Annotated in this window: 29 protein-coding genes and 1 pseudogene; 16 read left to right on the top strand and 14 right to left on the bottom strand. The window is 70.7% G+C overall.

The window, feature by feature from the left end; genetic code table 11:
* Positions 1 to 199 precede the first annotated feature (199 nt).
* Positions 200 to 1,195: a glycerate kinase gene (locus AB6V31_RS02930; protein ID WP_369363926.1), complete on the top strand. Its 996-nt coding sequence runs from the start codon at positions 200 to 202 to the stop codon at positions 1,193 to 1,195.
* Positions 1,196 to 1,255: 60 nt separating this feature from the next.
* On the opposite strand, the gene AB6V31_RS02935 is transcribed toward AB6V31_RS02930, so the two are convergent.
* Complete coding sequence (locus AB6V31_RS02935; RefSeq protein ID WP_369363928.1) at positions 1,256 to 3,577, bottom strand: FdhF/YdeP family oxidoreductase; 2,322 nt, start codon at positions 3,575 to 3,577, stop codon at positions 1,256 to 1,258.
* 61 nt (positions 3,578 to 3,638) lie between these two features.
* Positions 3,639 to 4,517, bottom strand: coding sequence for a formate dehydrogenase accessory sulfurtransferase FdhD (gene fdhD / locus AB6V31_RS02940; RefSeq protein ID WP_369363929.1), 879 nt, complete (start codon positions 4,515 to 4,517; stop codon positions 3,639 to 3,641).
* Between the two features lie 301 nt (positions 4,518 to 4,818).
* Here fdhD and AB6V31_RS02945 point away from each other — a divergent pair, with 301 nt between their 5' ends.
* The 7 genes from AB6V31_RS02945 to AB6V31_RS02975 all read left to right on the top strand — a co-directional run bounded on the left by AB6V31_RS02945 (position 4,819) and on the right by AB6V31_RS02975 (position 9,788).
* Entirely contained in the window at positions 4,819 to 5,298 is a 480-nt protein-coding gene (locus AB6V31_RS02945; protein WP_056225274.1) for an Asp23/Gls24 family envelope stress response protein, read from the top strand.
* Positions 5,295 to 5,483, top strand: coding sequence for a DUF2273 domain-containing protein (locus AB6V31_RS02950; protein WP_369363932.1), 189 nt, complete (start codon positions 5,295 to 5,297; stop codon positions 5,481 to 5,483). Before AB6V31_RS02945 ends, AB6V31_RS02950 begins: the two co-directional genes overlap by 4 nt.
* Entirely contained in the window at positions 5,480 to 5,872 is a 393-nt protein-coding gene (locus AB6V31_RS02955; protein ID WP_369363934.1) for a hypothetical protein, read from the top strand. The genes AB6V31_RS02950 and AB6V31_RS02955 overlap by 4 nt, the downstream gene beginning before the upstream one ends.
* The gene (locus AB6V31_RS02960) at positions 5,872 to 6,450 is read left to right on the top strand and encodes a DNA/RNA endonuclease G (protein WP_369363937.1); all 579 of its coding nucleotides are present in this window, start codon (positions 5,872 to 5,874) and stop codon (positions 6,448 to 6,450) included. The genes AB6V31_RS02955 and AB6V31_RS02960 overlap by 1 nt, the downstream gene beginning before the upstream one ends.
* Positions 6,450 to 7,037 carry a hypothetical protein gene (locus tag AB6V31_RS02965; protein ID WP_056225284.1) on the top strand — a complete coding sequence of 196 codons (588 nt, stop codon included), beginning with the start codon at positions 6,450 to 6,452 and terminating at the stop codon, positions 7,035 to 7,037. The genes AB6V31_RS02960 and AB6V31_RS02965 overlap by 1 nt, the downstream gene beginning before the upstream one ends.
* Before the next feature lie 20 nt (positions 7,038 to 7,057).
* Complete coding sequence (locus tag AB6V31_RS02970) at positions 7,058 to 7,945, top strand: Asp23/Gls24 family envelope stress response protein (protein ID WP_369363940.1); 888 nt, start codon at positions 7,058 to 7,060, stop codon at positions 7,943 to 7,945.
* 277 nt (positions 7,946 to 8,222) lie between these two features.
* Positions 8,223 to 9,788, top strand: coding sequence for a putative Ig domain-containing protein (locus AB6V31_RS02975; RefSeq protein ID WP_369363942.1), 1,566 nt, complete (start codon positions 8,223 to 8,225; stop codon positions 9,786 to 9,788).
* 50 nt (positions 9,789 to 9,838) lie between these two features.
* On the opposite strand, the gene AB6V31_RS02980 is transcribed toward AB6V31_RS02975, so the two are convergent.
* From AB6V31_RS02980 to AB6V31_RS03000, 5 genes are all read right to left on the bottom strand, one after another.
* Positions 9,839 to 11,200: an ABC transporter substrate-binding protein gene (locus AB6V31_RS02980; protein ID WP_369363945.1), complete on the bottom strand. Its 1,362-nt coding sequence runs from the start codon at positions 11,198 to 11,200 to the stop codon at positions 9,839 to 9,841.
* A gap of 28 nt (positions 11,201 to 11,228) precedes the next feature.
* Complete coding sequence (locus tag AB6V31_RS02985) at positions 11,229 to 12,170, bottom strand: carbohydrate ABC transporter permease (RefSeq protein ID WP_056225295.1); 942 nt, start codon at positions 12,168 to 12,170, stop codon at positions 11,229 to 11,231.
* Positions 12,170 to 13,066, bottom strand: a complete 897-nt coding sequence (locus AB6V31_RS02990) for a carbohydrate ABC transporter permease (protein ID WP_369364124.1) — start codon at positions 13,064 to 13,066, stop codon at positions 12,170 to 12,172. Before AB6V31_RS02990 ends, AB6V31_RS02985 begins: the two co-directional genes overlap by 1 nt.
* A 337-nt stretch (positions 13,067 to 13,403) precedes the next feature.
* On the bottom strand, positions 13,404 to 13,898 hold the full coding sequence (locus AB6V31_RS02995) for a DUF1990 family protein (protein WP_369363947.1): 495 nt from the start codon (positions 13,896 to 13,898) through the stop codon (positions 13,404 to 13,406).
* A 22-nt stretch (positions 13,899 to 13,920) separates the two neighbouring features.
* The gene (locus AB6V31_RS03000; protein WP_369363949.1) at positions 13,921 to 14,166 is read right to left on the bottom strand and encodes a hypothetical protein; all 246 of its coding nucleotides are present in this window, start codon (positions 14,164 to 14,166) and stop codon (positions 13,921 to 13,923) included.
* 97 nt (positions 14,167 to 14,263) lie between these two features.
* Between AB6V31_RS03000 and AB6V31_RS03005 the strand changes: the two genes are divergently transcribed.
* Genes AB6V31_RS03005 through AB6V31_RS03020 form a run of 4 tightly spaced genes read left to right on the top strand, consistent with a single transcriptional unit; the run spans position 14,264 to position 17,219 of the window.
* Positions 14,264 to 14,722, top strand: coding sequence for an N-acetyltransferase family protein (locus AB6V31_RS03005; protein WP_369363951.1), 459 nt, complete (start codon positions 14,264 to 14,266; stop codon positions 14,720 to 14,722).
* A 49-nt stretch (positions 14,723 to 14,771) separates the two neighbouring features.
* Entirely contained in the window at positions 14,772 to 15,968 is a 1,197-nt protein-coding gene (gene glp, locus AB6V31_RS03010; protein WP_369363953.1) for a gephyrin-like molybdotransferase Glp, read from the top strand.
* Positions 15,965 to 16,792, top strand: a complete 828-nt coding sequence (locus tag AB6V31_RS03015; RefSeq protein ID WP_369363955.1) for an NTP transferase domain-containing protein — start codon at positions 15,965 to 15,967, stop codon at positions 16,790 to 16,792. Before glp ends, AB6V31_RS03015 begins: the two co-directional genes overlap by 4 nt.
* A gap of 7 nt (positions 16,793 to 16,799) precedes the next feature.
* The gene (locus AB6V31_RS03020; RefSeq protein WP_369363957.1) at positions 16,800 to 17,219 is read left to right on the top strand and encodes a YkvA family protein; all 420 of its coding nucleotides are present in this window, start codon (positions 16,800 to 16,802) and stop codon (positions 17,217 to 17,219) included.
* 3 nt (positions 17,220 to 17,222) lie between these two features.
* On the opposite strand, the gene AB6V31_RS03025 is transcribed toward AB6V31_RS03020, so the two are convergent.
* From AB6V31_RS03025 to AB6V31_RS03040, 4 genes are read right to left on the bottom strand one after another with little or no spacing between them, the layout of a single operon-like run.
* Positions 17,223 to 17,681: a hypothetical protein gene (locus AB6V31_RS03025; RefSeq protein ID WP_056225314.1), complete on the bottom strand. Its 459-nt coding sequence runs from the start codon at positions 17,679 to 17,681 to the stop codon at positions 17,223 to 17,225.
* The gene (locus AB6V31_RS03030) at positions 17,681 to 18,094 is read right to left on the bottom strand and encodes a type II toxin-antitoxin system VapC family toxin (RefSeq protein WP_056225317.1); all 414 of its coding nucleotides are present in this window, start codon (positions 18,092 to 18,094) and stop codon (positions 17,681 to 17,683) included. The genes AB6V31_RS03025 and AB6V31_RS03030 overlap by 1 nt, the downstream gene beginning before the upstream one ends.
* On the bottom strand, positions 18,091 to 18,342 hold the full coding sequence (locus tag AB6V31_RS03035) for a type II toxin-antitoxin system Phd/YefM family antitoxin (protein WP_369363959.1): 252 nt from the start codon (positions 18,340 to 18,342) through the stop codon (positions 18,091 to 18,093). Before AB6V31_RS03035 ends, AB6V31_RS03030 begins: the two co-directional genes overlap by 4 nt.
* Positions 18,343 to 18,381: 39 nt before the next feature.
* On the bottom strand, positions 18,382 to 19,563 hold the full coding sequence (locus AB6V31_RS03040) for a citrate/2-methylcitrate synthase (RefSeq protein WP_369363961.1): 1,182 nt from the start codon (positions 19,561 to 19,563) through the stop codon (positions 18,382 to 18,384).
* 52 nt (positions 19,564 to 19,615) lie between these two features.
* On the opposite strand from AB6V31_RS03040, the gene AB6V31_RS03045 reads away from it, so the two are divergent.
* Entirely contained in the window at positions 19,616 to 20,701 is a 1,086-nt protein-coding gene (locus AB6V31_RS03045; RefSeq protein WP_369363963.1) for a citrate synthase, read from the top strand.
* 180 nt (positions 20,702 to 20,881) lie between these two features.
* Complete coding sequence (locus AB6V31_RS03050; protein WP_369363965.1) at positions 20,882 to 22,078, top strand: MFS transporter; 1,197 nt, start codon at positions 20,882 to 20,884, stop codon at positions 22,076 to 22,078.
* Positions 22,079 to 22,237: 159 nt separating this feature from the next.
* Here AB6V31_RS03050 and AB6V31_RS03055 read toward each other — a convergent pair whose 3' ends face one another.
* Both AB6V31_RS03055 and AB6V31_RS03060 read right to left on the bottom strand, forming a co-directional pair.
* Entirely contained in the window at positions 22,238 to 23,125 is an 888-nt protein-coding gene (locus AB6V31_RS03055) for a helix-turn-helix domain-containing protein (RefSeq protein ID WP_369363967.1), read from the bottom strand.
* Positions 23,126 to 23,168: 43 nt separating this feature from the next.
* Entirely contained in the window at positions 23,169 to 23,540 is a 372-nt protein-coding gene (locus tag AB6V31_RS03060; RefSeq protein ID WP_056225328.1) for a hypothetical protein, read from the bottom strand.
* A gap of 83 nt (positions 23,541 to 23,623) precedes the next feature.
* Here AB6V31_RS03060 and AB6V31_RS03065 point away from each other — a divergent pair, with 83 nt between their 5' ends.
* On the top strand, positions 23,624 to 24,373 hold the full coding sequence (locus AB6V31_RS03065; RefSeq protein ID WP_369363969.1) for a DUF429 domain-containing protein: 750 nt from the start codon (positions 23,624 to 23,626) through the stop codon (positions 24,371 to 24,373).
* A gap of 63 nt (positions 24,374 to 24,436) precedes the next feature.
* Here AB6V31_RS03065 and AB6V31_RS03070 read toward each other — a convergent pair whose 3' ends face one another.
* Complete coding sequence (locus AB6V31_RS03070) at positions 24,437 to 25,456, bottom strand: Lrp/AsnC family transcriptional regulator (RefSeq protein WP_369363970.1); 1,020 nt, start codon at positions 25,454 to 25,456, stop codon at positions 24,437 to 24,439.
* Between the two features lie 271 nt (positions 25,457 to 25,727).
* On the opposite strand from AB6V31_RS03070, the pseudogene AB6V31_RS03075 reads away from it, so the two are divergent.
* Positions 25,728 to 26,369 (top strand): annotated as a pseudogene (locus tag AB6V31_RS03075) (sigma-70 family RNA polymerase sigma factor); the annotation flags it as partial.
* Between the last annotated feature and the right edge of the window lie 249 nt (positions 26,370 to 26,618).

Genomic DNA, 26,618 nt, shown 5'->3' on the forward strand with positions numbered 1-26,618 from the left:
CGGACGCCAGTCAGTCTAGTTGGGAGCGCCGACATGCCCGGGGTCGACGGCAGCGTGAGGGCGCAACCTCGGTGATCCGCGGAAAGTCGGCCGGGTTCCCGGCATCCGGGCTGAGGATGTGCGGATCGTCGTGCCCGTGCGGCGGCTCGGGGCAAGATGGTCGGGGCTGCGCCGCCAGCAGCCCGCTGAGAGGACGCCCATGCGCATCGTCATCGCCCCCGACAAGTTCAAGGGCACGCTGACCGCGCGGGAGGCGGCGGATGCCATGGCCCTGGCCGTGCGCGACCGATGGCCGGGCGCCGAGATCGCGATCGTGCCGATGGCCGACGGCGGAGACGGAACGCTCGACGCCCTCGGCGGGGCCAACGTGCATGACGAGGTGACGGGACCGCTCGGCGCACCCGTGCGCGCGGCCTGGCGCCTCGACGGTCGAGCCGCCGTGATCGAGTCGGCGGCGGCATCCGGACTCGTCCTCGCCGGGGGAGCGGAGGCCAACGACCCCTGGGGTGCGACGACACGCGGCGTCGGCGAGCTCATCGGGCTCGCCCTCGACTCGGGGTCGGTCCGCATCGTGGTGGGCACCGGTGGCGTCGCCGCGACCGACGGCGGACGCGCGGCGATCGAGGCGCTCGGCGACCACGTGCCGTTCGCTCCCGGGCAGGTGACGGTGCTCACCGACACGACCACGACGTTCGTCCACGCGGCCGAGGTGTTCGGTCCGCAGAAGGGCGCCGACGCCGAGCTCGTCGAGCGCCTGACGGAGCGCCTGCGGGCGGATGCCGCGGACTGGACCGAGCGCTTCGGGCTCGACGTCTCGGTCGTGCCGAGGTCGGGCGCCGCCGGTGGTCTCTCCGGCGCGTTGCTCGCGGCCGGCGCCGAGGTGGTCGACGGCGCGGCCTACGTCGCGCAGGCGCTCGAGCTGAGCGAGGCGCTCGCCGAGTCGGATCTGGTCCTCACCGGGGAGGGGGCGTTCGACGCCACGAGCCTTGCGGGCAAGGGGCCGGGGCACGTGCTCTCGGTCGCCGCGCGCCACCGGGTGCCGGCGGTCGTCATCGCGGGGGTCGTCGCCGCCGACGCCGTCGGCTCGCGCGTCTTCTCGATGAGCGAGGTCGTCGGGGCCGAGCGCGCGCTCGCCGACGCCGCCGAAGCGTTGCGCGTCACGACGACGCAGGCTCTCTGGCAGCTCGACCTCTGAGGGGTCGCGGCCTCCGCGGGGCAGGACTCGGCTCGGCGGGGGCCTCGACTCTTCTCGGCGTCAGGCCGTCTTCGCGATGCGCACCCGGATGTCCTTCATCAGCGGCTGGTCGCTCTGACGGCTGTAGTCGTCGGGGCCGAGCAGCACGTTCAGCTCGGGGAAGTAGCCCGCGGCGCTGCCGCGCGGGGTGTCGTACTCCAGGGCGCGGAACGCCGTGACGCTGCGCACCGAGCCGTCGCGCGAAGTGGCGACGATGTCGACGAGGTCGCCCTCGGCGATGCCGCGCTGCTTCATGTCGCGCCGGTTCATGAACACGAGCTCGCGGATGTTGCGCACGCCGCGATAGCGGTCGTCGGCCGAGTAGATCGTGGTGTTCCACTGGTCATGTGAACGCATGGTCTGCAGCACGAGCACGTCGGCCTCTTCGGGGATGACGTTCGGCAGCTCGGCGTGCGAGAACTCGGCCTTGCCCGACGGCGTCTGGAAGTCGCGCTCGCGCGCGGGCTGCGGGATGCGGAAGCCGTAGTGCTGGCGCACGAGCTGGTTGAAGCCCTCGAAGCCGGGCAGCACCTTGGCCATCGTGTCGCGGATGCGGTCGTAGTCGCCGACGTACCACTCCCACGGCGTCGCCGACTCGGGCATGGTGGCGCGGGCGATGCGCGCGATGATCTCGGGCTCGCTGAGCAGGTGCGGCGAGGCGGGCTTGCGCGACCCGAGCGAGAGCATGACGGAGCTCATGGCGTCTTCGGTCGAGATCGACTGGGGTCCCGACTCCTGCTCGTCGCGCTCGGTGCGGCCGAGGCACGGCAGGATCAGCGCCTGCTTGCCGTGGGTGAGGTGGCTGCGGTTGAGCTTGGTGCTCACGTGCACCGTCAGCTCGCACCGGCCCATGCCCTCGGCGGTGAGCGTGGTGTCGGGAGCGGCCCGCACGAAGTTGCCGCCCATGCCGAGGAAGACCTTGAGGTCGCCGCGGTGCAGCGCCGCCACCGTGTGCACGGTGTCGAGGCCGGGCTCGCGGGGCGAGGTGATGCCGCAGACCTCGTCGAGCTTGGCGAGCCAGTCCTCGGTGGGCTTGTGGTTGATGCCGCAGGTGCGGTTTCCCTGCACGTTGCTGTGGCCGCGCACGGGCGAGGGGCCGGTGCCCTTGCGCCCGACGTTTCCGCGCAGCAACAGCAGGTTGACGATCTCGCGCACGGTGTCGACGCCGTGCTGGTGCTGGCTGACGCCGAGGCACCAGCTGATGACGCAGCGTTCCGAGGCGAGGTACACCGCCGCGGCTCCGCGGATCTCGGCCTCGGTCAGTCCCGCCTGCTCGACGAGCTCGGCCCACGTCGTCGCCTCGACCATCGCGCGGTACTCGTCGAGTCCGCTGGTGTACTGGTCGAGGAACGCCTGATCGATCGCGGTGGGGTCGGTCGCCGAGGCTTCGAAGACCACCTTGGCCATGCCGCGGATGAGGGCGAGGTCGCCGCCGGGGCGCACCTGCAGGTTCATCGTGCTGGTCGGGGTGGAGTGGAAGGTCGCCATGTCGACGATCTCGTGCGGCACGATCGTGCGGGTGCCGGCGACCTCTCGCAGCGGGTTCACGTGCACGACCTGGGCGCCGCGGTCGATCGCCTCGGCGAGGCTGGTGAGCATGCGCGGCGCGTTCGAAGCCGCGTTGACGCCGAGGATGAACAGCGCGTCGGCGTTCTCCCAGTCCTCGAGGTCGGCGGTGCCCTTGCCTGTGGCGAGGGATGCCGTGAGTCCACGGCCCGAGCCCTCGTGGCACATGTTCGAGCAGTCGGGGAGGTTGTTGGTCCCGAGCTCGCGCGCGAACAGCTGGTAGAGGAACGACGCCTCGTTGCTGAGGCGGCCCGAGGTGTAGAAGGCGGCCTGGTCGGGGGAGTCGAGCGCGGTGAGGTGCTGCGCGATCGTGCGGAACGCGTCGTTCCACGAGATCGGCACGTAGTGGTCGGTCTCGGCGTCGTAGACCATCGGACCGACGAGTCGACCGGCGTCCTCGAGCTCGAAGTCGCTCCATCGCGACAGCTCGGTCACCGAGTGCTCGGCGAAGAACTCCTTGCCGACCCTCTTGTGCGTCATCTCCCACGTGACGTGCTTGATGCCGTTCTCGCAGATGTCGAGGGTGACGCCCTTGTCGTCGGGCCAGGCGCACCCGGGGCAGTCGAAACCGCTCTTCGGGTGGTTCATCGTGAACATCGCTCTGGTGCCGGCGACCGGCTGGCGCTGCTGGTAGAGCACCTTGCCGACGGTGAGGGCGGCGCCCCAGCCGGCGGCGGGGTGCTCGTAGGGGCCGGTGCTCGACCACTCGCCCTCGACCTGCGGGCCGAGGCCTCCCTGGCGCGGTTCCTCGGTCATCAGCCCGAACGATTCACCCATGTTCACCCTCCGTGGATTGCGGCGCAGGGGTGGTGGCATCCACTCGCCCTGCACTCGGTCGTCAGCGTACGCTCGCGAGATCGGTCGTCGCGGGGGTTGTGGACGGCGCGATGATGCGATCCGTCCGCGTGTACAGGTTCATGCTGTTGCCCCGCACGAAGGCGGCGAGGGTGAGACCCGCCCGCTCGGCGAGCTCGATCGCGAGCGATGAGGGCGCCGATACGGCGGAGAGCATCGGGATGCCGGCCATCACGGCCTTCTGCACGAGCTCGAAGCTCACGCGGCCCGACACCTGCAGCACGGTGCCGCGCAGGGGCAGGCGGTCATTCAGCAGGGCCCAGCCGACGACCTTGTCGACGGCGTTGTGCCGGCCGACGTCTTCGCGGGCGACGAGAAGATCGCCGCTGGCGACATCGAACAGCGCGGCACCGTGCAGACCGCCGGTCTTGTCGAAAGTCTTCTGCTGCTCGCGCAGACGATCGGGGTAGGCAGCGACGTCCTGGGCGGGGATCCGGATGCCGTCGGAGGCGACGTCGTAGCTCGACACCTTCTCGACCGCGTCGATCGACGCCGTTCCGCACACTCCGCACGAGCTCGTCGTGTAAAGGGAACGCGCGATGTCGGGGGAGGGGAGTTCCACGCCGGGTGCGAGCGTGAGGTCGAGCACGTTGTAGGTGTTGCCGTCGGCTCCGCCCGTTCCGGGACCGCCGCAGTGGATCGCCCGGGCGAACTCGTCGCCGCGACTGATGACGCCCTCCGACACGAGGAAGCCGGCCGCCAGCTCGACGTCGTGCCCGGGGGTGCGCATCGTCACAGACAGGGGCGTACCGGCGACGCGGATCTCGAGCGGTTCTTCGACGGCCACGGCATCCGGCCGCTGTCTGTTCACGCCGTCGAGGGTGAGGCGCGTCACGCGACGCGACGCGGTCAGGCGGCCCATGTCAGGACCGAATCCGAGAGCTGGAGGGGGACATGGGTCGAGCGTACGCCGGGCCTCCGACACCGCGGCGCGCTCTTCCGCGACGAAATGACCGAACGAGGGGATGCCGAGACCCGGTTGCTATGGGAACGTGCACAGTCCCGAAATCCTGCGGTTTCCGGCCATTCGCATTCATGCGAATACAGATCTGCAGAAGTTTTTCAAGTCCGACGTGACGATTCCCCCACCCGGTACGTCTTAGTCATGTAGGCCGAAGCGCCCACCCCGGATACCCGGGTCCAGACATTCGAAAGGCACGGACATGGCTGAGAACGCCCCCACCACCCCCGCTGCGCAGAACGTCCCCCAGGCGGCGTCGCGCGTGAACCGTCCCCTCGCCGGTCGCGGTCAGGAAGCCCACACCGAGGGCAAGACCACGATCGCCGAAGGCGTCGTCGCGAAGGTCGCCGGCATCGCGGCCCGCGAGGTCAACGGCGTCTACGCCCTCGGCGGCGGCGGAGCCCGCGCCCTCGGCGCCATCCGCGACGCCATCAACGCCACCGACCTGACGCAGGGCGTCAAGGTCGAGGTCGGCGAGACCCAGGCCGCCGCCGACGTCACCATCGTCGTCGAGTACGGCGCCCCCATCCAGGAGGTCGCCGACCAGGTCCGCGCCCGCGTGGCCGGTGCCATCAACCGTCTCGTCGGCCTCGAGGTCGTCGAGGTCAACGTCGACGTGAACGACGTCCACATCCCGGGCGACGAGAACAACGACGCCGAGTCCGAGAAGCGCGTCCAGTGAGCGCCACCACGAAGGGCGCCCTGGTCGGCCTCGTCCTGGCCCTCAGCGCCCTGATCTTCGGTTTCTGGGGATTCATCCTCGTCGCCCTCTTCATGGCGATCGGCGTGGCCGTCGCCCGCATCACGGCGGGTGAACTCGACTTCGGCAACATCGTCAACGCCTTCAAGGGTCGGAGCACATCGTGACCACCGTCACCGCTTCCCCCGGGGTCGGCAACCGCACCACGGTTGCCGGCCCCGGCCTCCCCGCCGGCCGGGTGACCATCTCGGACCGCGTGCTGCAGAAGACGGCCGAGCGGGCCGCCGCCGACATCATCGGAGTGGACGCCAAGAGCGTCCGCGTCGAGATCGTCTCGGCCCGTCAGACCGCCGCCGTGCGTGTGACGACTGCGTTCCCCGTCCCCCGCCTCGACCACACCGAGGCCGTGCGCGCCGCGACTCCCGTGCTGGAGGCCGCGCGCGTCGCCCAGACCGAGCTGCGCTCGCGTCTGACCCGTCTCTTCGGCCGCGAGATCTCGCGCGTCGACCTCACCATCTCGGGCGCCACCGCCCCTCAGCGAAAGCGAGTGCTGTGATGACTGACACCGTGCTCCGCACCGTCGTGCGTCGCGAGACCCACTCGCCCCGCACCGTGGCCATGCTCGTCGTGGTCGTGCTGCTGCTGCTCGCCCTCGCCTACGCCGCGGTCGAGATCATCCTGGACCTGTCCGGAGCCCAGCCGCTGCTGGTCGCCCCCGGCGAGGCCCTCAACGCCGTCGTCGCGGCGCCCACCGCTCTCATGCCGGTCGCCTTCATCGTCGGCGGGGTCGTGCTCGCCATCGTCGGGGTCATCGTCCTGGTCCTGTCCCTCAAGCCCGGCCGCCTCTCGCGCCACGAGATGTCGTGGGGGGAGCGGGCCGTCGTCGTGGACAACGGCGTCGTGGCATCCGCCCTCGCCCAGCACCTCAGCAACGAGTCGGGGATCGCTCGGGAGGACATCGTCGTGGGCGTCGCCCACCGCTCCGTCGACGTGACGGTGCGGCCCCCGGTCGGCATCCCCGTCGACGAGGCGCAGCTGCGCCGCATCGTCGATGAGGAAGTCGGCTCGTACAAGCTCTCGCCCGCCGTGCGCACCCACCTGCGCGTACAGCGTCCCGACACCAAGGAGTCCTGATGAACGCGACGCGACGCGGTCTGAACCGCTTCCTCCTCTTCCTGGTGGCCGTGGTGCTGCTGGGCCTGGGAGCCCTTGCGCTCGCCGTGGGTCTGCTCCCGGGCGGGACCGACACCTGGACCTCCGTCATGGGCGGCTTCCAGGGCTGGCTCGAGTCGCTGGGCCGTGAGTCCGCCGGCTGGGGCGCCGTCGCGGCCATCGTGGTCCTGGCGATCATCCTGATCCTGATCGCCTCGGCCGCCGTGCGCGGGCGCCGCCAGGCTCCGCTGCAGTCGACCGGCAGCGCGAACGACGAAGGACGCATCACCGTCACCGACGGGTTCGCGTCCGAAGCCCTCAAGAACGCCCTGGGTGAGCGCGACGAGATCCTCTCGTCCCGCGTCAGCGCCGGCGAGGTCGGCAAGGAGTCGGTCCTGCACGTGGCCGTCACCCCGCGCCAGAACACCTCGCCCCGCGACGTCGCCGAGCACGTCGACACGCTGGTCACCAACCTTGCCGCTCTCACGGGCCAGAACCTGCGCGCCTACATCTCCATCCACTCGGGTCTGCGCGCGAAGCTCGCACGCGACAACACCCGCGTCCACTGACACCCCCACGAGGAGACGTGATGTCCACCATCGATGCGACCATCGACCCGCCCGACCTCGACGCCGCGGCGACCCTGGCGGCGACCGCCGCAGGCGCCGTCCCGGGCGTCCACGCGCTCGGCAGCCTGATCGGACGGGCGTCGGATGCCGTGCGCGAGCGCGTCGGTCTCGCAAGCACCGCTCCGGGCGTGAAGATCGACACCGATCGGGCCGACGCGGTCACCGCGACCATCTCGCTCGTCGTCGACTACCCGCACAAACTGCGCGAGGTGTCGGACGAGGTCCGCCGGGCCGTTCGTGCCGCGCTCGAGCCGCTGGGCCGCGGTCGGGTCGACGTCGACGTGGTGGTGACGGGCGTGTTCGGACCGTTCGACCGCGACGTCGTGGCCGAGGCCGAAGAGCGGGCGGATGCCGTCGCCGCCCGCGCATCCGAGGTGGCCGACGATGCGAAGGCCAAGGCGAAGGACGTCGCGGACCGGGCGTCGGCCGTGGCCGACGACGCGAAGTCCCGGGCCTCGGAGGTGGCCGAAGATGTGCGGTCGCGGTCGAAGGACCTCGCGGCCAGCGCCTCGGAGACGATCGACACCGCCGTCTCCAAGACGAAGGATGTCGCCGCCGGCGCAGCGGCTGCGGTGGACGAGACCGTTCGTCAGGCACGCGAGCGCGTGGTCGCGGCCGACGCGGAGTCCGACATCGACGCCGCGGATCGCGTGACCGAGGGCCTCGAGCCCGAGCGGTCCGCGCCGGCTGCGGGTGACCGCGGGGACGTGAGCGACGTCGTCGCCGAGGCCCTCGAGGACGCCGCGATCGACATCGCGATCGCCGCCGACGAGGTGCGCGCCGACGACAGTACCCCGGCGACCGACAGCGTGCAGTCGGTCGTGGAGGACGAGCGCCCCCGCGCCTGAACCGCGAGTACCGAGAGGGCGCCCCGGCTTCGACCGGGGCGCCCTCTCGCGTGCCACGGCACACGCACCCCACCCGACACGTCCCGGACACGTCACCGGAAGTTGTCGCTCGGGCAGGTATCCCACCCCGAGAAGCGACATGCCTGCATGATGGGCAGCATTTCCCTTCGGTGCCCGTGAGCCGGAGTCGATCACGCGATAAGACAGCAATGCCAGCGGCCGCGTCCGCTCTCGGTGATCCCTCCGCGCTGCGGTCCTTCCTGTGAATCGAGAGCTCATGAAGCGTTTGGCCACGACGGTATCCGTCAGTGCTCTGGCCGTCGGCCTGATCGCGTCCGGCGTCGCCGTCGGCGCGTCGCCCGCGGCGGCCGCGGGCTGCACCACGACCCCCACGACGTGGGTCGACCTACAGGACGCTTTCGCGAACGCCCCCCTGGCGGGGGCGGTGATCTGCCTCGGGGCCGACATCACGAGCCCCGCGTCACCGACGGTCAACCTGTCCCTCAATCAGCCCGTCGGGTCGAACGTGATCTTCGACCTGAACGGTCACTCTCTGACCAGCGTGCTCAACCCCGGAGGCCCCAGTTCTCCCGACGCGGGCATCGACGTCAGTGCGGGCAAGACGCTCACCATCGAGGCCACGGGCGGGGGCGCCCTCACGATCAGCGGGGGAGCGCTGTCGGCCGCGATCGGCGCTCACAACGGGGACGACCTCGGGACGATCATCATCAACGGCGGCACGATCAACGTCTCCACCGTGTGGGACGGCGCGGGAATCGGGGGTGCGAACCTCTCGAATGCCGGAGGCGGGTCGATCACCATCAACGGGGGAGACATCACCGCCACGGCGTACGACTGCGGCCCCGGCATCGGAGCCGGTGAGTACAACACCGTCGCGGCGGACATCACGATCACCGGAGGCACCGTCACGGCCCACGGCTCATGCCGGAGCCCGGGAATCGGTGGCGCGGCCGGCGCATCCGGCGGCAACATCACCATCACCGGCGGTGTCATCACCGCAACCGCGACGCAAGGCGCCGGCATCGGGGGTGTCCACGACAGTCCCGGCGCGAACATCACGATGTCGGGGGGCGAACTGACCGCATCCACCGCCGCCAGCGGGGGTTTCAACGGCGCGGCGCTCGGATCGGGATACACCCCCGGAAACGGGCCGTTGCGCGCACCCGGATCCCTCACCCTGATCGGCGCGGGTGTGCCGACCGCGACCTCGGGTACCAGCCCCCGGGCCTCGTCACCGACGGCGACGGTACTGCCGGGCCCGCCCGGTGTGGTCTTCACGCAGACGACGCAAGACGGCACGGCCACGCAGCCGGCGATGACGCACATCGTGTTCGCGCGCCTGGTGCCCCCGCAGATCACGACCCCGGCACTCGCGGGCGGCACGGTGAATCAACCGTACGCGCAGACGGTGCAGGCAACGGGTACGGGTCCTCTGACGTTCGCCGTGGCGGGCGGAACCCTCCCGCCCGGGCTGACTCTCGACCCCGTCAGTGGGGTCATCTCGGGTCAGCCGACGCAGTCGGGCACGTTCACGGTCATCGTCGAGGCCACCGGTCCCGGCGGCACGGACTCGCGTCCCTACACGATCGCGATCCCCGCCGCGCCGGCCCCCACGTCGTCGCCGAGCCCCACGTCGAGCACGACGCCGCCGTCATCGGCGACGCCCGCCTCAGCGCCGGCACGGGCGGCGTCCACGGGCCCGAAGCGGCTCGCCGTCACGGGAGTCGACAGCACCCCGGTCATCGTCGCGGGAATCGTGGGGGCGGTTCTTCTGCTCGCCGGGGCGGTCGCCCTGGTCGCTCGTCGGCGTCGCCGCAGCTGATCCCGACGGTCGAGGGGCGCCCGCGCATCTCTGCGGGCACCCCTCGACGGTCAGTTCGCCGTGGCGTTGTCGTACGCGCGCTGCGCGGCCTGCTGCGCGTCGGCCAAGGCCTGCTCGGTCGTCTTGTCGCCGAGCAGCACAGCGGTGATGGCGTTGTTCAGCTCGTTCTGGATGTCCTGCCCCGCCGGAGATGAGCCGAACGACTTCCCGCTCTCGACGACGTCGTAGTAGGTCGAGATGACCTGGTCGAAGCCGGCGTCGCCGGTCGGCTCGACGAATCGGTCGCGGATCATCGCGTCGGCCTCGGGTGAGCCGGTGAACAGGCCGGTGTTGAGCCCGCCTTTGCCCGAGATGGTCTCCGCGCGTGCGGTCCCGGCCGCCATCCACGCGTCCGTCGACGTGAGGTCGGTCATCCAGGCGCACGCCGCGGCGGGGTTCTTCGCACCGGCGGGGATCACGAACGCGGTCCCCGAGGCGAGAGAGAACGGCTGGCCGTCGGCATCCCGGAACGGGACCGCCTCCAGCGAGATCCGGTCGCGGTAGGCGCCGAGCACGTTGGGGTACCACTGGTTCGCGACCTGCGCGCCGACCTGGTTCTGCACGAACTGGTTGGCATCGCCAAAGGTGTCGAACGAGTCGGTGAAGCTCTTCACGGCGGCGTAGCCGCCCTGGGCATCGGTGATCTGCTTGAGCGCGTCGATACCCGCGGCGTTGGCCGAGTCGTCGAGGGTGGGCTTCCCGTCGGCGTCGGTCAGCTGTCCGCCCATGCCGAGCACCCAGAGGCCGCCCTGTCCGGTGGCGACCGGGTCGAGGCCGAGTCGCGTGGGGTTGCTGCCCGACGCCTGGTAGATCTTGCTGATCGAGGCCAGGAGGCCGTCCATGTCGGAGGTGTCGAACTGCTCGGGCGTCACGCCGGCCTCGTTCAGCACGTTCATGTTCAGCAGGATCGCGGGCGGCTGGTAAAACTGCGAGACCGCGTAGACGGCATCCTCATACGTGACGTCGTCGACGACGTTCTGGTACCAGCGCTCGGTCGGATCCACGCCCTTCGCCTCGAAGCATGCGTTCAGCGGCATGATCAATCCCTGAGCGGCATACGTTGTGACGTAGCGGCGATCCATCTGGACGACATCGGGCACGTCGCCGCTGGCGATGCGCGTGGTGAACTTCTGGGCGTCGAAGGCCGTGGCATCTAGGGTCACCTCGACATCGGGCAGTTGTTCGGCGGCATAGTCGAGACGGGATTGCCCGACGTCGTCGGCGTTCTCGAAGCCCCAGGCGGCGAGGGTGCCGCTCGGTGCGGCGGAGAAGTCGGCGCCGGCGGCGGGATCGTCGCCGCTCCCGCTGCAGGAGGTGAGAAGGAGCGCGGATGCCGCGACCGCGGCGACACCGGCGAGGGAGCGCTTGCGCATGATGGGGTCCTCTCGAGACGGGGGGATCTCAGCCCTTACGGCCTTGGGTGGCGACGCCCTCGACGAAATACCGCTGGCCGAAGGCGAAGATGATGAGCATCGGGAGGGTCACCAGAAGAGAGGCGACCATCACGTACTGGTAGTCGCCCTGTCCGCCCGCGCTGGGGCTGTATTTCGTCATCGCGTACGCGATGCCGAGCGGCGCGGTGAACTCCTCGACGCTGCCCGCGTTCAGGTAGATGAGCGCTGCTTGGAGGTTGTTCCAACTCGCCTGGAACTCGAAGAGGAACACGATGATGAACGACGGGATCGACAACGGCATGGCGATCCGCCAGAAGAGGCCCCACGCGCTGCACCCGTCGAGTCGCGCCGCCTCGAAGAGCTCGCGCGGGACGCCGAGGAAGAATTGCCGCTGCAGGAAGATGTAGAAGGCCGAGCCGAAGAGGTTCATGCCCCACAGCGGCACCCACGTGCCGAGCAGCCCGGTCTCTTTCCAGATGAGGTAGATCGGGATCATCGTCACGGCGCCCGGCAGCATCATCGTCGCGAGCACGAGACCGAACAGCAGCCCTCGGCCGGGGAAGCGGAAGTACGCGAAGCCGAAGGCGACGATCGAACTCATGACGGCGACGGTGGTCGCGGCGAGCAAGGCGATCGCCACGCTGTTGAACATCCAGCTCAGCAAAGGCAGCTGGTTCCACACCTCGACGTAGTTGCCGGGGAGGAAGGTCTTCGGAATGAGGGCGTTGTCGAACACCTCGCCGCGCGGCTTGAGGCTCGCAGCGAGCAGCCACGCGAAGGGGTAGAGGAACAGCAACGCGAACAGCACGAGCACGCCGGCGAGGATGACCCGGCCGGCGAGCGTCTTCGGCTGCTTCAGTGCCCGGCGCCACCGGGACGGCCGGGCGGCGGAGGCCGCGAGCTCGGGGCGGGCCTGGGCGACGCCCGGGGTCTGCAGGGTGTTCGTCATCAGCGGTCCCCCTCGTAGTAGACGAAGCGGTTGCCGAGGCGCACCTGCACGAGGGTGATGAGCAGGATGATCACGAACAGCAGCCACGCCATCGCGGCGGCGAACCCGAAGTTGAACTGCCGGAACGCCTGCTGGAAGAGGTAGATGGCATAGAAGAGGGATGCCTCTGGCGAGGCGTTGCTCTGATCGCGCCAGAACAGCAGGTACGCCTGATCGAAGACCTGGAACGCCGCGATCGTCAGCACGATGACGTTGAAGAACATCGCGCCCGAGATCATCGGCAGGGTGATGGAGAAGAAGCGGCGGACGGGACCTGCTCCGTCGATCTGCGCGACCTCGTAGAGGTCGACGGGCACGTTCTTGATCGCGGCGAGGAAGATCACCATCGTGCCGCTGACCGTCCACAGCGCCATGATCACGATGCTCGGCTTGACCCATGCGGGATCGACGAGCCACTGCGGACCCTGGATGCCGATGGCCCCGAGCGCCTGGTTGACCGCTCCGGAATTGCCGTTCAGCAGCAGGAAGAACACCGCCGCGGTCGCCACGGCGGGCGTCATCTTGGGCAGGTAGTACAGGGTGCGGAAGACGCCGGCGCCCCGGCCGACCCGGCTGAGCAGCAGCGCGAGGATCAGGGCGAAGGCGATCTCGAGCGGAACGGCCATGACCGCGTAGAACAGGGTGTTCCCGAGCGAGACGGCGACGCGCGGGTCCTCGAAGAGCTGCGCATAGTTCGAGGTGCCGACCGGCCGGGCGGCGCCCGTTGCCAGGTTGTAGCTCGAGAACGAGATGACGAGGCTGTAGATCATCGCCCCGGCGGTGAAGATCAGGAACCCGAGGACCCAGGGCGAGATGAACAGGTAGCCGGCGAGGGCCTCACGGCGGTTGTATTTCACCTTCTGCCGCGGGACGCGGCGTTTCGTGGAGGGTGGATCGGTGGTGTCGTCGTCTCTTGGCCGGGCGGGGGAGAGCGTCACCGGAAGAACCGGTCGGGGGCGGTGGTCTCGATGCTCATGGGGGTCTCCTCTCGCGTGCGCCTTCGTCGTCGAGAAGCGCTTCGCCAGGGTCGAGAAGGGCGGAGAAGGGGTCCAGGGCGTTGCCAAGCGCGCGCGAACGTGGGATAAGCCGCGTCCCCCGGCACGAGGACACCCGCCACGCGCGAGATCACGGGGAAGGATCGGCTCGGACCGCGTGACATCGCACGATCCTGTGTGCGCGCAAGGGTGGGCCGGCTCAGCGCCCGTCGAGTGCGCGGAGGTATCGCCGCGTCATCCAGGACTGCACCCGCCGGCCGACGGGAGCACCGAGACGCGTGAACCAGCGCCCGGGTGAGGAGAACGCGGCGATGTCGAACACCACCTCACCAGATGGCGTGAGGGTCAGGGTGAACCGCTCTTCCCCGCGCTCGGGGTGCCCGGGCAGGGTGCCATAGGCGAAACCCGCGAGGGTCTCGGTGCGGTCGGCCCACACGACGAGGCACGGAATGCGGAAGCTCAGGATGCCGATACCCAGGCGCATCGTCACGCGCGTGCCCGCGCGCATCGGGGTGTCGGACAGGTCGATCCGCGCACCGGCGCGGCGCTGCGCTTCTCCCGCGAGCAAGGCATCGGCTGCCCGGGCGAAGTCCTCGGGGCCCCGACCGATCACGCGGCGGGCGCGCACGTGGTGGTAGCCCTCGGGCATCTGCCCGGCGGTCGCGCCGACCTCGTCGTACGTCAGCTCGCCCATGGCCTCACGCTATCGGGGGCCGTCAGTGCGGCGGGTGGGTCTTGCGGATCCCGACGATCAGCTCCCGGTGAGCAGGGTGCAGGTAGAGGGCGGTCGGGCTCTCGAAGTGGCACGCCGGGTGGATTGCCGACGTAAATCTCACCTCGACGTGAGGCCTCTCGCTCAAGACTTTGTCCACGGCTCTGGCGACGTACGTTTTCATCACGTTCTCGTGCTCCTCCACACAACCGACGCGGGAAAACTCGGGATCGATAACGAGGGTACCCATTCGAGTGAATGAGATGAAGGGGTCTCGGGGGCTTCCTCCTGCGCGGCCCGCACGCGAGGTGCGAGGCGGCGTCGGAGGGGGATGCGAGGATGACGCGATGATCGACTTCCGCGAAGCTCGCCCCGACGACATCGACGCGATGGTCGAGGTGCAGAACGCCATCCACCGCGCGGGCCTGCGGTCATGGCCGGTCGACACCGCTCTCGTCGAGGAACGATACTTCGACGCGGAGCACTCCGTCGCGTGCACCGTCGCCGTGCGAGACGGCGTGGTCGTCGGCTTCCAGTCGCTCAAGCGGGCGTGGCCCGGCAACCCGTACGGGGTCGAAGAGGGGTGGGGCATCATCGGCACGCACATCCACCCCGATCTCGGGCGCAGCGGCATCGGGCGGAGCCTCTTCGCGCGATCGGTCGCCGCGGCGCACGCCGCGGGGCTGCGGCACATCGATGCCACGATCGGCGCCGACAGCGAGCCCGCCCTGGCCTATTACCGGGCGATGGGCTTCGTCCCCTACCGGGAGACGGACGGCGCGATCCCGCACCGCTACGACCTCTGACGCGCGCTTACGCTGAGGGGATGGTGTCGACAGTCCCCGGTCCGCTCGCGTGATCGACGTCGCCGAGCACCTCGCCGCGATCCTCGAGACGGTCGTGCCGCTCGAGCCCGGGCCGCGTGACGTCGCGGCCGCGCGCGGCCGGGTGCTGCGCGCCGCCGTGCACGCCGCTGTCGACGTGCCGGGGTTCGATTGCTCCGCGATGGACGGCTTCGCCGTGCGTGCAGACGACGTCACGGGCGTGCCGACGACCCTGCGCGTGGTCGCCGACCTGCCAGCAGGCGCCGACCTCGACCCGCCGATCGCGGCCGGCGAGGCGGCTCGCATCATGACCGGAGCCCCCGTGCCCACGCACGCGACCGCCGTGGTGCCGTTCGAAGACACCGCCGACGGGCTCGCGGGCGGACTCGGTCCGGTGACGGTGCTCACGGTGCCCCGCGGACCCGGCGCGCATATCCGTCGTCGCGGGTCCGACGTGCGGGAGGGGGCCCTCGTCGTCGCCGCCGGTGTGCGGCTCACCGCCGGTCGGGTCGGTGCGATCGCGGCATCTGGGGTCGGGACGGTCTCGGTCGCTCGCGCCGCACGGATCGCCGTCGTGTCGACGGGATCCGAGCTGCGACCGGCGGGAACGCCGGTGCGACGCGGGCAGATTCCCGAGTCGAACAGCCTGCTGCTCGCCGGCCTCGCCGAAGAGGCGGGGGCCGAGGTCGTCTTGCGCACCAGTGTCGATGACAGCGGCGACGGCCCGCGCCGGGCGATCGCCGCCGCCGAAGCCGCGGGCGCCGACGTCGTCGTGTTCTCGGGCGGGGTGAGCGCGGGCGCCTACGAGGTCGTCAAGAACACCCTCGGCGATCTCATGCGGTTCGAGCCTGTGCGCATGCAGCCGGGCAAGCCGCAGGGCTTCGGTCGTTCCGAGGCGGGGACGCTGCTGTTCGGGCTGCCGGGCAACCCGGTGAGCGCGGCGGTGTCATTCGAGCTCTTCGTGCGACCCGCCCTGCGCGCGCTCGAGGGTGATCGTGAACTCGACCGCCCCCGTGCCGTCGTGCCGTTCGCCGCCGAGTGGCGCGCGCGGCCCGAGCGGGCGCAGTACGTGCCCGTTCGGATCGACCGGTCAGACCCGGCGTTCCCGGTGGCCGAGCCGGTCGAACGCGGTACGCGCGGCTTCGGAGAGGCGAACGGCCTCGCCGTGATCCCCCCGGGGACGCGCGCGACCGGCGCGGGAGATCCCGTCGAGGTGCTGCTGTGGTGAGCGTGGACGCGATCCTCCTCGCCGGTGGACGCGCCTCGCGCGTCGACGGGGCGACGAAGCCGTTGTTCGAGGTGCACGGAATCACCCTGCTGGACGCGGCGATCGGGGCCGTGCGCTCCCGTGGTGCGCAACGGATCGTCGTGGCCGCACCCGCGCTCGCCGACGACCTCGACGTCGAGTGGGTGCGCGAAGACCCGCCCTTCGGTGGACCGGTCGCGGCCATCGTCGCCGCCCTGACCCGCGTACGCGCCGACGAGGTCTTCGTGCTCGCGTGCGACCTGCCGACCGCTCGCGCTGCGGTCGGTCTCTTGCCCGACGAACTGGCCCCGGACATCGACGGCGCCTGCCTGGACGATGGCCGCCGACAGTGGCTCATCGGTCGCTACCGTGCCGCGGCGCTGCGGGAAGCGGCATCCGGCCTCCCCGAGAAGGGGCGCGACGCCTCGATGCGCGCGTTGCTGGGCGGACTGCGCATCGCCGCGATCGCCGCGGACGCGTCCCTGACGCGCGACATCGACACGTGGGACGATCTCCGGGTAGCCCGAGGAGGAGCCATGACCGATTCCCGCACCCTGCCGCCCGAGGCGCTGAACGACTGGAGCGCCGCGCTCGCGGAGCGCTTCGGCCTGGCCGAGGGCGACATCCCCATCTCGTTGATCCTCGACCTCGCGCGCGACGTCGCGAACGGGGTGGCCCGGCCGGCCGCGCCGCTCAGCGCCTTCGTCGCGGGGCTGGTCGCCGGTCGCGCCGGCGGCTCACCCGCCGACACCGAAGCCGCGGTCGCCGCGGTCGTCGAGATGGCCCGCGGGTGGAAGAACGACTGAGCGGGCCATGCCCGAGTGGTTGATCGTCGCCCTGGGCGTCGTGGCGGGCTTCGTGCTCGTGTGGGGGGCACTCATCGCCGTGCTGTGGTGGCAGCAACGGCGCTCGGGTGGCGACGTCGACTGGCGGGCGTTGCTGCGCCTGGCGCCCGATGTGATCCGCCTGGTGCGCCGCCTCGCCGTCGATCCGGCCGTGCCGCGGGCGACGCGGTGGTGGCTGATCGGGTTACTCGCCTACCTGCTCTCGCCGATCGACCTCGTGCCCGACTTCCTGCCGGTGATCGGCTACGCCGACGACGCGATCGTGGTCGCGATCGCGCTGCGCTTCGCCATCCGTCATGCCGGGATGCCGGCCATCGAGCGCCACTGGCCGGGAACGCCCAAGGGGTTGAGCAGCGTCCTCACGCTCGTCGGCGCGGCGAAGGACTGAGTGTCAGCCGAAGACCCCCGACAGCACCACCGTGCGCGTCTGCGGGTCGATGGCGACCGTCGCGCCGTGACCGCCCGACGAGAACAGGTCGTCGAGCTCCGGGCTTCCTTCGAACGGACCGGTCGGGAGCTTCGGCGCGAGATCGTCGACGAGGGTGGGCGGATCGACCTTCACGAGGTCCGCGGTGGACCGGTAGACGTCGATCTCGGACTCCGGCATGACCGCGATCACGTCGACCCAGTACGTCGAGGGGCCGACATCGCGCGAGCCGAGCGTGCCGCCCATCCACTCGACCGACTCGGCGGACGCGAGCTGCGGGTATCTCTCGGCGAGGGGGGCGAGGTCGGTGCGGAGGCGCCCGTCGCTATGCTTCGCCGCGGTCTGCGGCTCGGGCGCGGGGGCGGAGCAGGCGGAGAGCGAGACGCAGAGGGCGGCGATGACGAGGGCTGCGGTGCGGCGCATCAGGCGACCCGGGCCGCATCGGGATCGTTGAGAATGTCGACGGCGAGACCGCCGGATGCGACCGCCAAGCGCGAGTCGTTGGTCCACAGCGAACGGCATCCGGCCTGGCGGGCGATCGCGAGGTGGAGGGCATCGGCCGTCTGCAGCCCGCTGTAGCGAGCACGCAACAGCGCGGCATCGAGGAACGCATCGGGGTCGGCCGGGAGCAGCTCGAAGGCATCGAAGGCGCTCCACATGGTCAGCTGCGCCTCGGCATCGGCGGCCCGCATCGGCTTCACCAACGCCTCCATCATGACCAGGGGGCTCGTTGCGAGGGGCTCGTCGGCGCGAGCGAGGGTGGCGCGTGTGCGTTCACCGATCTCGTCGTCGCGTTCGACCGCGTAGATCACCAGGCAACTGTCGATGTAGATCACGCCCCGGCTGCTCGGTTCTCGGCGATGATCGCTTCGATCTCGTTCACCGGGCGGGCGCGCTCGGGAGTCAGGGGATGCTCCTCGAGCCACTGCGCGAAAGCGTTGCCTGCGCGCCGGGGCACGTAATCGATCGGCACGATCCTCGCGACCGGGACACCTCGTCGAGCGATCGTCACCTCGGCGCCCGACTCGACGTCGGCGATCAGCTTCGAGAGGCTGTTCCGCGCCTCCAGGACGTTGTACATCATGCCGTGCAACCTAGCCAGGAATATGGCTAGGTTCAACCCTCACGGCCCCACGTACTCCCCGCGCGGGCGCAGTCGCATCGCGGGTTCGGCGTACTCCGCGGCGATGTGCGCGATCCATCCCGCGATCCGCCCCAGCACGAAGATCGTGCTCGCGGCATCGTCGGGCAGGCGGGCGCCCGAGACGAGCGCCGCCAGCGCGAGGTCCACGTTGGGCAGCAACCCCGTCCGGGCGGCGACGACCTCGGACAACCGGTGCACGGCATCCATCGTCCGGTCTCCGTCGGGCAGTCCGGCCAGAAGGGGGAACAGTGCCGCGGCCCGGTCGTCGCCCCCGGTGTAGAGCGGATGACCGAAGCCCGGGATGCCGTTGCCCTCCTGAAGCGCGTCGGTCAGTGCCCGCTCGGGTTCCTGACCGCGGTTCACCCGCGCGAGCAGTCGCGCTGTGCGGGTCGCGGCGGAGATGTGCAGCGGGGAGTCGGCCGCACCGAGGGCGGCGCTGACGGCGGCGTAGCCGTCGGCGCGTGCCGAGGCCGCGACGCGCGCGGCGAACGTCGAGACCGCCAGGTCGTGGTCGATGGCGAGGACCAGTGCGGCGTTGACGGCGGTGATGGTCACGTCGTCGGCGGTGGGGGTCCACGTGCTCGTGAGCGAACGCGCGAGATCGGGGTGCGGGCGCCCGCCGAGGGCGACGGGCAGGCCCGTGAGAAGGGTCCAGCCGATGCGGTGGGCGGTGTCCGCCGAGGCGTCGTAACGCAGGGGGTCGTCGGCGGCGAATCCGGTGAGAGCGGCGCGTAGGCGGTCCATCGCCCCGGCTGGGAGCGGGAGCGCACCGACCATCGCGCGGGCGCTGCCGATAGCGGGGTCCGGGGCGTCGATGCGCTCCGCGTTCCACAGCCAGGCGACGACCTCGGCGAACGGCTGAGGGATCAGGTCGCGGGCACGCCGCCCCCGGTAGAGCAGCTCGTCGTCTTCGATGTCGGCCACGTCGGTCTGCACGACCCCGAGGGGCATGCCGGTCGTGGGGTGGGTGGGCGTCCGGACGGCCGCGCGACGGCGACCGGCGGCGAAAGCCTCGACCTCGAGTGCGTCGAAGGTCGAGCCGCGGGCGTCGCGCTCGCGGGTGAGGAGGCCGCGTGACACGTAGGCGTACACGGTCTCGGGTTTGACGCCGAGGCGGGCGGCCACCTGAGCGGCGGAGAGACGGGGGAGAGGCGCGCTCATCTTGATCCGATCAACGTTGACGCTGTCGTCGTCATGTTCGCACACTGAGCGCATGAGCGACCTGATCGATGTGCCCCGCGGCCTGAACGGCGTCGTCGCGGCCGAGACGACCATCAGCGACGTCGACGGCGACGCCGGTGTCTACCACTACCGCGGATTCTCGGCGGTGGAACTGGCCCGCACGCGGTCGTTCGAAGACGTCTGGCACCTGCTGGCGGTCGGCGCGCTTCCCGATGCGGCCGAGAGCGCGGCGTTCGCCGCCCGCGTCGCCGCGGCGCAGGCCGACCCCGACCTGGGCCGGCTGGCGGCCCGGGTCGACGTCCTCACCGCGGACCCCCTCGCGGCGCTGCGCGCGGTCTGGACCCTGCGGGGCGCGCGCCCGCTGTACGACCTCGACGACGGTGCCCGCCTCGACGACGCCGTCGCGTTCGCGGCCGTGGCCCCCCTCGTGCTGTCCGCCTCCCGCCCCTCGGCCGGCGCCCGCACCGGTCGCGGAGTCGTCGGCGACTACCTGGCTCGCGTCACCGGGAGCGCCCCCGACGACGCCCATGTCCGCGCGTTGTCGGCCTACCTCGTCGCCGCGATGGACCACGGCTTCAACGCCTCGACGTTCACGGCCCGGGTCATCGCCTCGACGGGGGCGGCCATGGCATCCTGTCTCTCCGGTGCGCTCGGCGCACTCTCGGGACCGCTGCACGGCGGAGCCCCGGCCCGCGCTCTCGACAGCCTCGACCGCGCAGGGGACGACCCCGCGGCGTGGATTGCGGCGGAACTCGACGCCGGACGCCGACTCATGGGCTTCGGTCACGCGGTGTACCGCACGGCCGACCCGCGTTCCGAGCTGCTGCGCGCCGTCGCGCGCGATCTCGGCGGAAACCGCGTCGCCCAGGCGCTGGCGTTCCAGCGAGAGGCCGAGCGACAGCTCGCGGAGCGGCGACCCGAGCGCCCGCTCCACGCGAACGTGGAGTTCTACGCCGCCGTGGTCATGGAGCAGTGCGGCATTCCGCGAGCGATGTTCACCCCGACCTTCGCCCTCGCCCGCACGGTCGGGTGGACAGCGCACGTGCTCGAGCAGGCCCGGGATCCGAAGATCATCCGCCCCTCGGCGCGGTACGTGGGGCGTGCCCTGGCGGGGTGAGCGCGCGCCGTCCTGCGGAGCTGGCGGTCGATACGCCGCGATCTCGCCGCGGAGGCTCGGCGTGTCGCACCTCGGCTCCGCAGGACGGCCGGCGGCGCGAGACGCCACGGCCGGACGAATGGTGGGATGCCGCGGACGATCGGTCGGGCGCGAGCTGCGGCGCCGGACGAGCATCGAGTCATGACCACGACCGCGTCCGTTCCGACTCCGCTCTCCGCCCCGCCCTCGATGCGTTACGGCGGTCTCATCGTCGTGATGCTGCTCAGCTTCCTCCTCGTGACCGCGGAGTTCCTCCCCAACGGCGTGCTCACCGAGATGGCGGCCTCGCTCGGCATCACCCCGGGTCAGGCGGGCCAGACCGTCACCGTCACCGCCCTCGCGGGGCTTCTGGTCGCCCCGACCGTCGGGCTGCTCCTGCCCCGTCTCGATCGCCGCACCCTGCTGACGGGCGCGGCGGCGGCAGCGGCGATCTCGAGCCTCGTCGTCGCGATCGTGCCGAGCCTGGTCGCCATCCTCATGGCGCGGTTCCTGCTGGGCGCGGCGATCAGCTCGTTCTGGTCGATGTCGATCACGGTGGCGGCGCGCCTGTCGAGCCCCGAACGCATCGGCCGGGCCGTCATGTTCGGGTCGGCGGGCCTGTCGCTCGCGACGGTGGCGGGCGTTCCCCTCGGCGTGGCGCTGAGCGAAGCCCTCGACTGGAGACTGGCCTTCCTCCTCGTCGCGGGGGCGACCGCGGCGGTCGGCGTCGCCGTGCGCCTGGTGCTCCCGCCCGTGCCCCCGGCCGCGGCGTCGACCCTCGGCATCCTGGTCGACACCCTGCGTCGCCGGGGTGTCGCGGGCGGCATGGTCGGCCACGTGCTCGTGGTGCTCGGGCACTTCCTCGCGTACACGTACGTGCGCCTGTCGCTTGAGCGCATCCCCGGTGTCGACGCGGGCACCATCGTGCTGCTGCTGGCGCTGTTCGGCGTCGGCGGACTGGTGGGCAACATCGTCGTGGGCGTCATCGTCGACCGGGCGTTCGCGCGGCTCGCGGTCGTCGGACCGCTGGTGATCGCACTCGCGGTCGCGGCCCTCGTCCTTCTCCCGTCGGCGATCGCCGTCGTCGCCGCCGCCGTACTCGTGTGGGGCTTCTTCTTCTCGTCGTGGCTCATCATCGTCAACACCTGGGTCGGACACCGCATGCCCGACCGTCTCGAGGCGGGCGGCAGCCTCGTGGTCACCGGCTTCCAGCTGGCCATCACGATCGCGGCGGGCCTGGGCGGTCTGCTCGTCGACGCCGCCGGGGTGACGACGGTGGATGCCATCGGCATCCTGCTGCTCGTGATCGGCGCCGTGTCGTTCGGGCTGTCGCTGCGGCGTCGGTCCGTCGCGGGGTGACGCGGGCGGGGTGCGGTGCTGGCGGGGCGGGTGGCGTCGCGCTGGTGCCGGGCGGTCGTGCTTCTCGCTTCGGCAGTGGCGGGAGGCTCGTCAGGAGCCCGAACGTCGTAGTCCGCGTGCCGCGGCCGGACGCGGGAAGGGCCGAATTACAGCGCGCCCTCAGGCCGTGATCGCGCGCCGGCCGTTGCGCCAGGCCGAGGGGGCGACGCCGGCATGGCGGCGGAAGGCGCGGCGGAATCCCTCGTCGGAGGCGTATCCCAGGACGCGGGACGTCTGCGACACCGAGGTCCCGGCCTCGAGTAGGTCCTTGGCGCGGCGCATGCGCACCGCCGTCACGTAGGACGCCGGCGAGCTGCCGAAGACCTCGCGGAACCGGGCGGCGAACACCGAGCGCGACATGGCGCCCAGCGAGGCGAGCTGGTCGATCGTCCACTCCTTCCCCGGGTCGGCGTCGATGGCCGCGGCGACGCGAGCGAGAAAAGGATCGCTGGTGCGCGGCGGCCACGAGAGGTCCTGGTCGGATGCCGCCCACGCGCGCAGCGCCGAGAGCAGCACCGTGGTGACCATGAGCTTGCAGATGGTCTCGTCGCCGTGGCGATCGCCGGCCCCGCCGGGAGCAGGGATGCCGAGGTGCGCGGCGAGGCCGGCCGCCGCGGGTTCGGCGCGGGCGAAGCCGCTGACGAAGACGACCGGGGGCAGAGCGCGCGTGTCGACCGTCGGAACCACCTCGAGAGGGACGACGGTCACCTCGGCGCCGGACTGCGAGGAAAGGCCGAGCGGGTGGCATCCGAGAGAGATGAACGCGTCGCCCGCCAGCAGCGTGCGTTCGCCCTCGACAGCCGCCGCCGATCCGGCTGAGGCGTTGACGGAGCAGCCCGATCGCGCCGCGCTGAGACCGGTGAGCTCACCGGATCGCACGTAGACGATCGCGGCCTCGCCCCGCGACAGCGTCACGCTCTCGCCCGTCGACAACGATTGCTGCCACGCGCGTCCGGGATGGACGTCGATCGCGGACAGAGCGCGTTCCAGCGCAGCGCGGGAGGTCATGTGAGCGGCAACCCCGCTCGCGGCGACGCTATTCCGGGGCCGCTCAGCCCAGCAGCTCGAGGCCGCTGAACAGACCGATCGTCACCGACAGCAGACCGGCGGCGACCCCGGCGATGAACCCCGCGGCGGCGAGCTCGCGCGCCATGCGCGCGTTCAGGCTCAGGATTCCGCACACGAACGAGACCACCGCGAGCACCCACATGCCGATCTGGATGAACGGCAGGTTGTCGATCTCGGCGATCGCGCTCGCCGTGGCGATGAAGAGGTACCAGGCGATGACGATCACGCCGGTGACGATCGCGACGATCGACACGGCGCGGAGATCGCCCTTCGGCGTCGGGGGTGCCGGCGGTTCTTCGCGCGGGGGGATGTCGACGGCCGGTTCGAGCGAATCGGGGAGATCGTCGTCTGCCATGTCCCGATCCTCCCAGGTCGCGTGGGCTTTCGGCGAGGTCTTGACGGGCCGCGCGGTCTGCCACGGCGCCTAGGCTCGACGGGATGAGAACCGTCGGAGTCGACCTCGCCGCCGGAGCCCCCGGCACCGCCCTCGCCGAGGTCGAGTGGGCGGGCGCCTCCGCTCGGCTGACGCGGCTCGAGATCGGGATGCAGGATGCCGACATCGTGGCGTCCGTCTCGGCCGGCGAGGCCTGGCTCGGCGTCGATTGCCCGCTCGGTTGGCCCGACGCGTTCGTCGATTTCGTGCAGGCCCACCACGCCGATGTCGACCCGCGGCTCGGGCCGGTCGACGGGGGAGCCGACTGGCGTCGCACGCTCGTCTACCGCCACACCGACCACGTCGTGCGGGAGCGCATCGGCCGCTGGCCGCTGAGCGTCTCGACCGACCGGTTGGGGGTCACCGCTCTGCGTGGCGCGGGTCTGCTGCGCCGCCTGGCCGCAGCGGGATTCCCCGTCGACCGCGCCGCCGAGGGGCGCCTGTTCGAGGTCTATCCCGGTGGGTCGCTGCGCCTGTGGGGCTTCGACACGAGCGGATACCGAGTGGATGCCACCCGCCGCGCGATCCTTCTCGACGCGCTGTCGCAGCGCGCACCGTGGCTCGACCTCGGAGGTTTCGGGTCGCTCGCCGTCGCGAAGGCCGATGCTTTCGACGCCGTCATCGCCGCCCTGGCCACGCGCGCCGGTGCTCTCGGGGTGTTCGAGCGTCCGGCATCCGGAGTGCTGCCCGTCGCCCGGCGCGAGGGCTGGGTCGTGCTGCCGGACGGGCCGCTCGGGGCGCTGGTCGAGGCCTGAGCTGACCGGGTGATGGGCGATCGCGGTGCCACTCGGTCGAAGGGAGTCCGCGCAGACGCTGCGTCACGGTGAGGAGGCGCGAATGTCGTTCGAAGCCGTTCCCGTCACGCGTCCGTGCTTATCGAAGGTTCGAGATGCGTACCGGACGATCTCCAACACCACCATCCGACCCTCGATATCAATTCGCGGGTTGATGTGGTGGATCTTCGCTTCGAAAGCCTCGAGTGCGGCCAGATGGGGGAGAGCAACCCGCACGTGCATGTTGGTGGGCCCGGCCGCCAAACCCAGGTAGGTCGTCCCCGTAAGGGCAGTGATCCGAGAGACGGCCTCACCGACGTCCCCCGCGGGCACCCGTAGGCCGATCCACACAATGGCGCTCGTCGGGATCGCGGCGGGCGCGAGCGCCGCCCTCACGTGCAACGCGCCGGCAGAGATGAGCTTGGAGACGCGTCGTTTCACGGAGGACTCCGACGCACCTACTGCACGCGCCAGAGCGGCGACGGATGATCGGCCGTCGCGACTGAGCTCCATGCAGATCGCCCAGTCGAGATCGTCGGTCCGCCCGGTCGACGGTACGAGGGTGCCTCGGTCGTGCGCCGGAAGGCGCGAGCGAGAGCCGGGCTCCATGGATCCGGCCGCAGCCAGGCCTCTGTCGAGATGGGTTGCCACGGTGGGCTGGGACAGGATCTTCTCGACGCCGGGAATCCTCGGAAGCGACTCGAGGATGAGCTCGCTGAGGTCTTGGTGGCTTTTTGCGCAAGCGACCATGAAGATGTCGGAGCTTCCACTGACGATCTCCACGGTCATAGCGTGCGGAAGTTCGGCGATGATCGCGGCCACTGCTCGAACGCAGGCGACCTTGCACTGAATCTGCAGGAATGCAGCAGCCATTCCCCGCGTCAGCAGCGGATAGCACGTCACCCACGCGAGATTGGCTTCTTGCATCGAATCCCACCGTCGCGCGGCGGTCACCGGGTCGACGCCGACGGCCGCGCCCACAGTCGCCCACGATGCACGGGGAGCGATCTCCACCGCGTGGAAAATTGCGAGGTCGGTCTCGTCGAGGAGTGTCTTTTCCTGCATTCATGAACGGTACATGAAGGAATCCTGCACTTTGGGCTGTCTAGCGGACGGCTTGTGAATATGGCGCCTGGTCGCACCCGAAGCGGCCTGAGGAGTACCGCACAATGTTTCGAGCCCGCCTTTTCTGCCCGCGCGTCGGGCGGGGAGCCGATGTCCGACCGTCCGCCGCATTCATCCACGCGTCATCGGCTCGTGGACCTCGATGCGCTCGACGAAGCGCTGACGGGGCGGTGGACGCCTCGTGAGCGACGATGTCTTGAGCGCGCCCGCCGTGGACGATCGAGAGCTTCTCGCAGCAGCGCGCAGCGGATCGTCCGATGCCTTGCAGGAGCTCTGGCGCCGGCACCAGCGGGCCGCGCACCGGTACGCAACCTCGCTGACGCGTCGTTTCGATGCTGATGATCTGGTTTCTGAAGCATTCCTTCGCGTGTTTTCGACCCTGCGCAATGGCCGTGGTCCGAACGACGCGTTGCGGCCCTATCTCTTTGTGACCATCAGAAACATTGCGATCAAGTGGGCGAAGTCGCCGGGGTCGGTCTCGCTGGGCGACGTCGACGAGCCTGGGTACGACGCGAACCTGGGCGGGGCATTGCTCGACACCGCGAACCGAGGAAAACTCCAGGAGGCGATGAGTTCGCTCCCCGAACAATGGCAGCGCATACTCTGGGCGACGGAGGTGCAGGGCCAACGCCCCGCGGACCTCGCTCCCACACTCCGCCTTCAGCCCAACAGCGTCGCCGCATTGGCATACCGCGCCCGGGTGGCTCTCAAGCAAGCGTGGGTCCAGGTCCATGTCGGCGACGACCTCGGCTCAGGGGAACACCGATGGGTCCGAGAACGCGCGGGACGCTACGTCTGCCGGGCGCTGACCGCCCAGCAGAGGGAACGGTTCCGCGCTCATCTCGACACGTGCGTGCCGTGCGCCGTCCTCGTTCGAGACGCGGAGCACCTCGCTGTCCTCCCGATCGGTGCCCTTGCGGTCCTCCTGCCGCTCGGGGCCTCCCCTCCGCTCGGGGCGGGCGTGCTCGGTGGAACCCCACCGACGTTCGCCGCGCGTCTCAGCGCGCGCCTCCGCCAGTCTTTCGACGGCCTGAGTCGGGCCTCCACCACGACCATCGCCGCGACCGCCGCGGTGACCGCGGTCCTCGCCGTCGGGGCGATC

Source organism: Microbacterium sp. 16-032, assembly GCF_041079455.1.
GTDB lineage: Bacteria > Actinomycetota > Actinomycetes > Actinomycetales > Microbacteriaceae > Microbacterium > Microbacterium testaceum_A.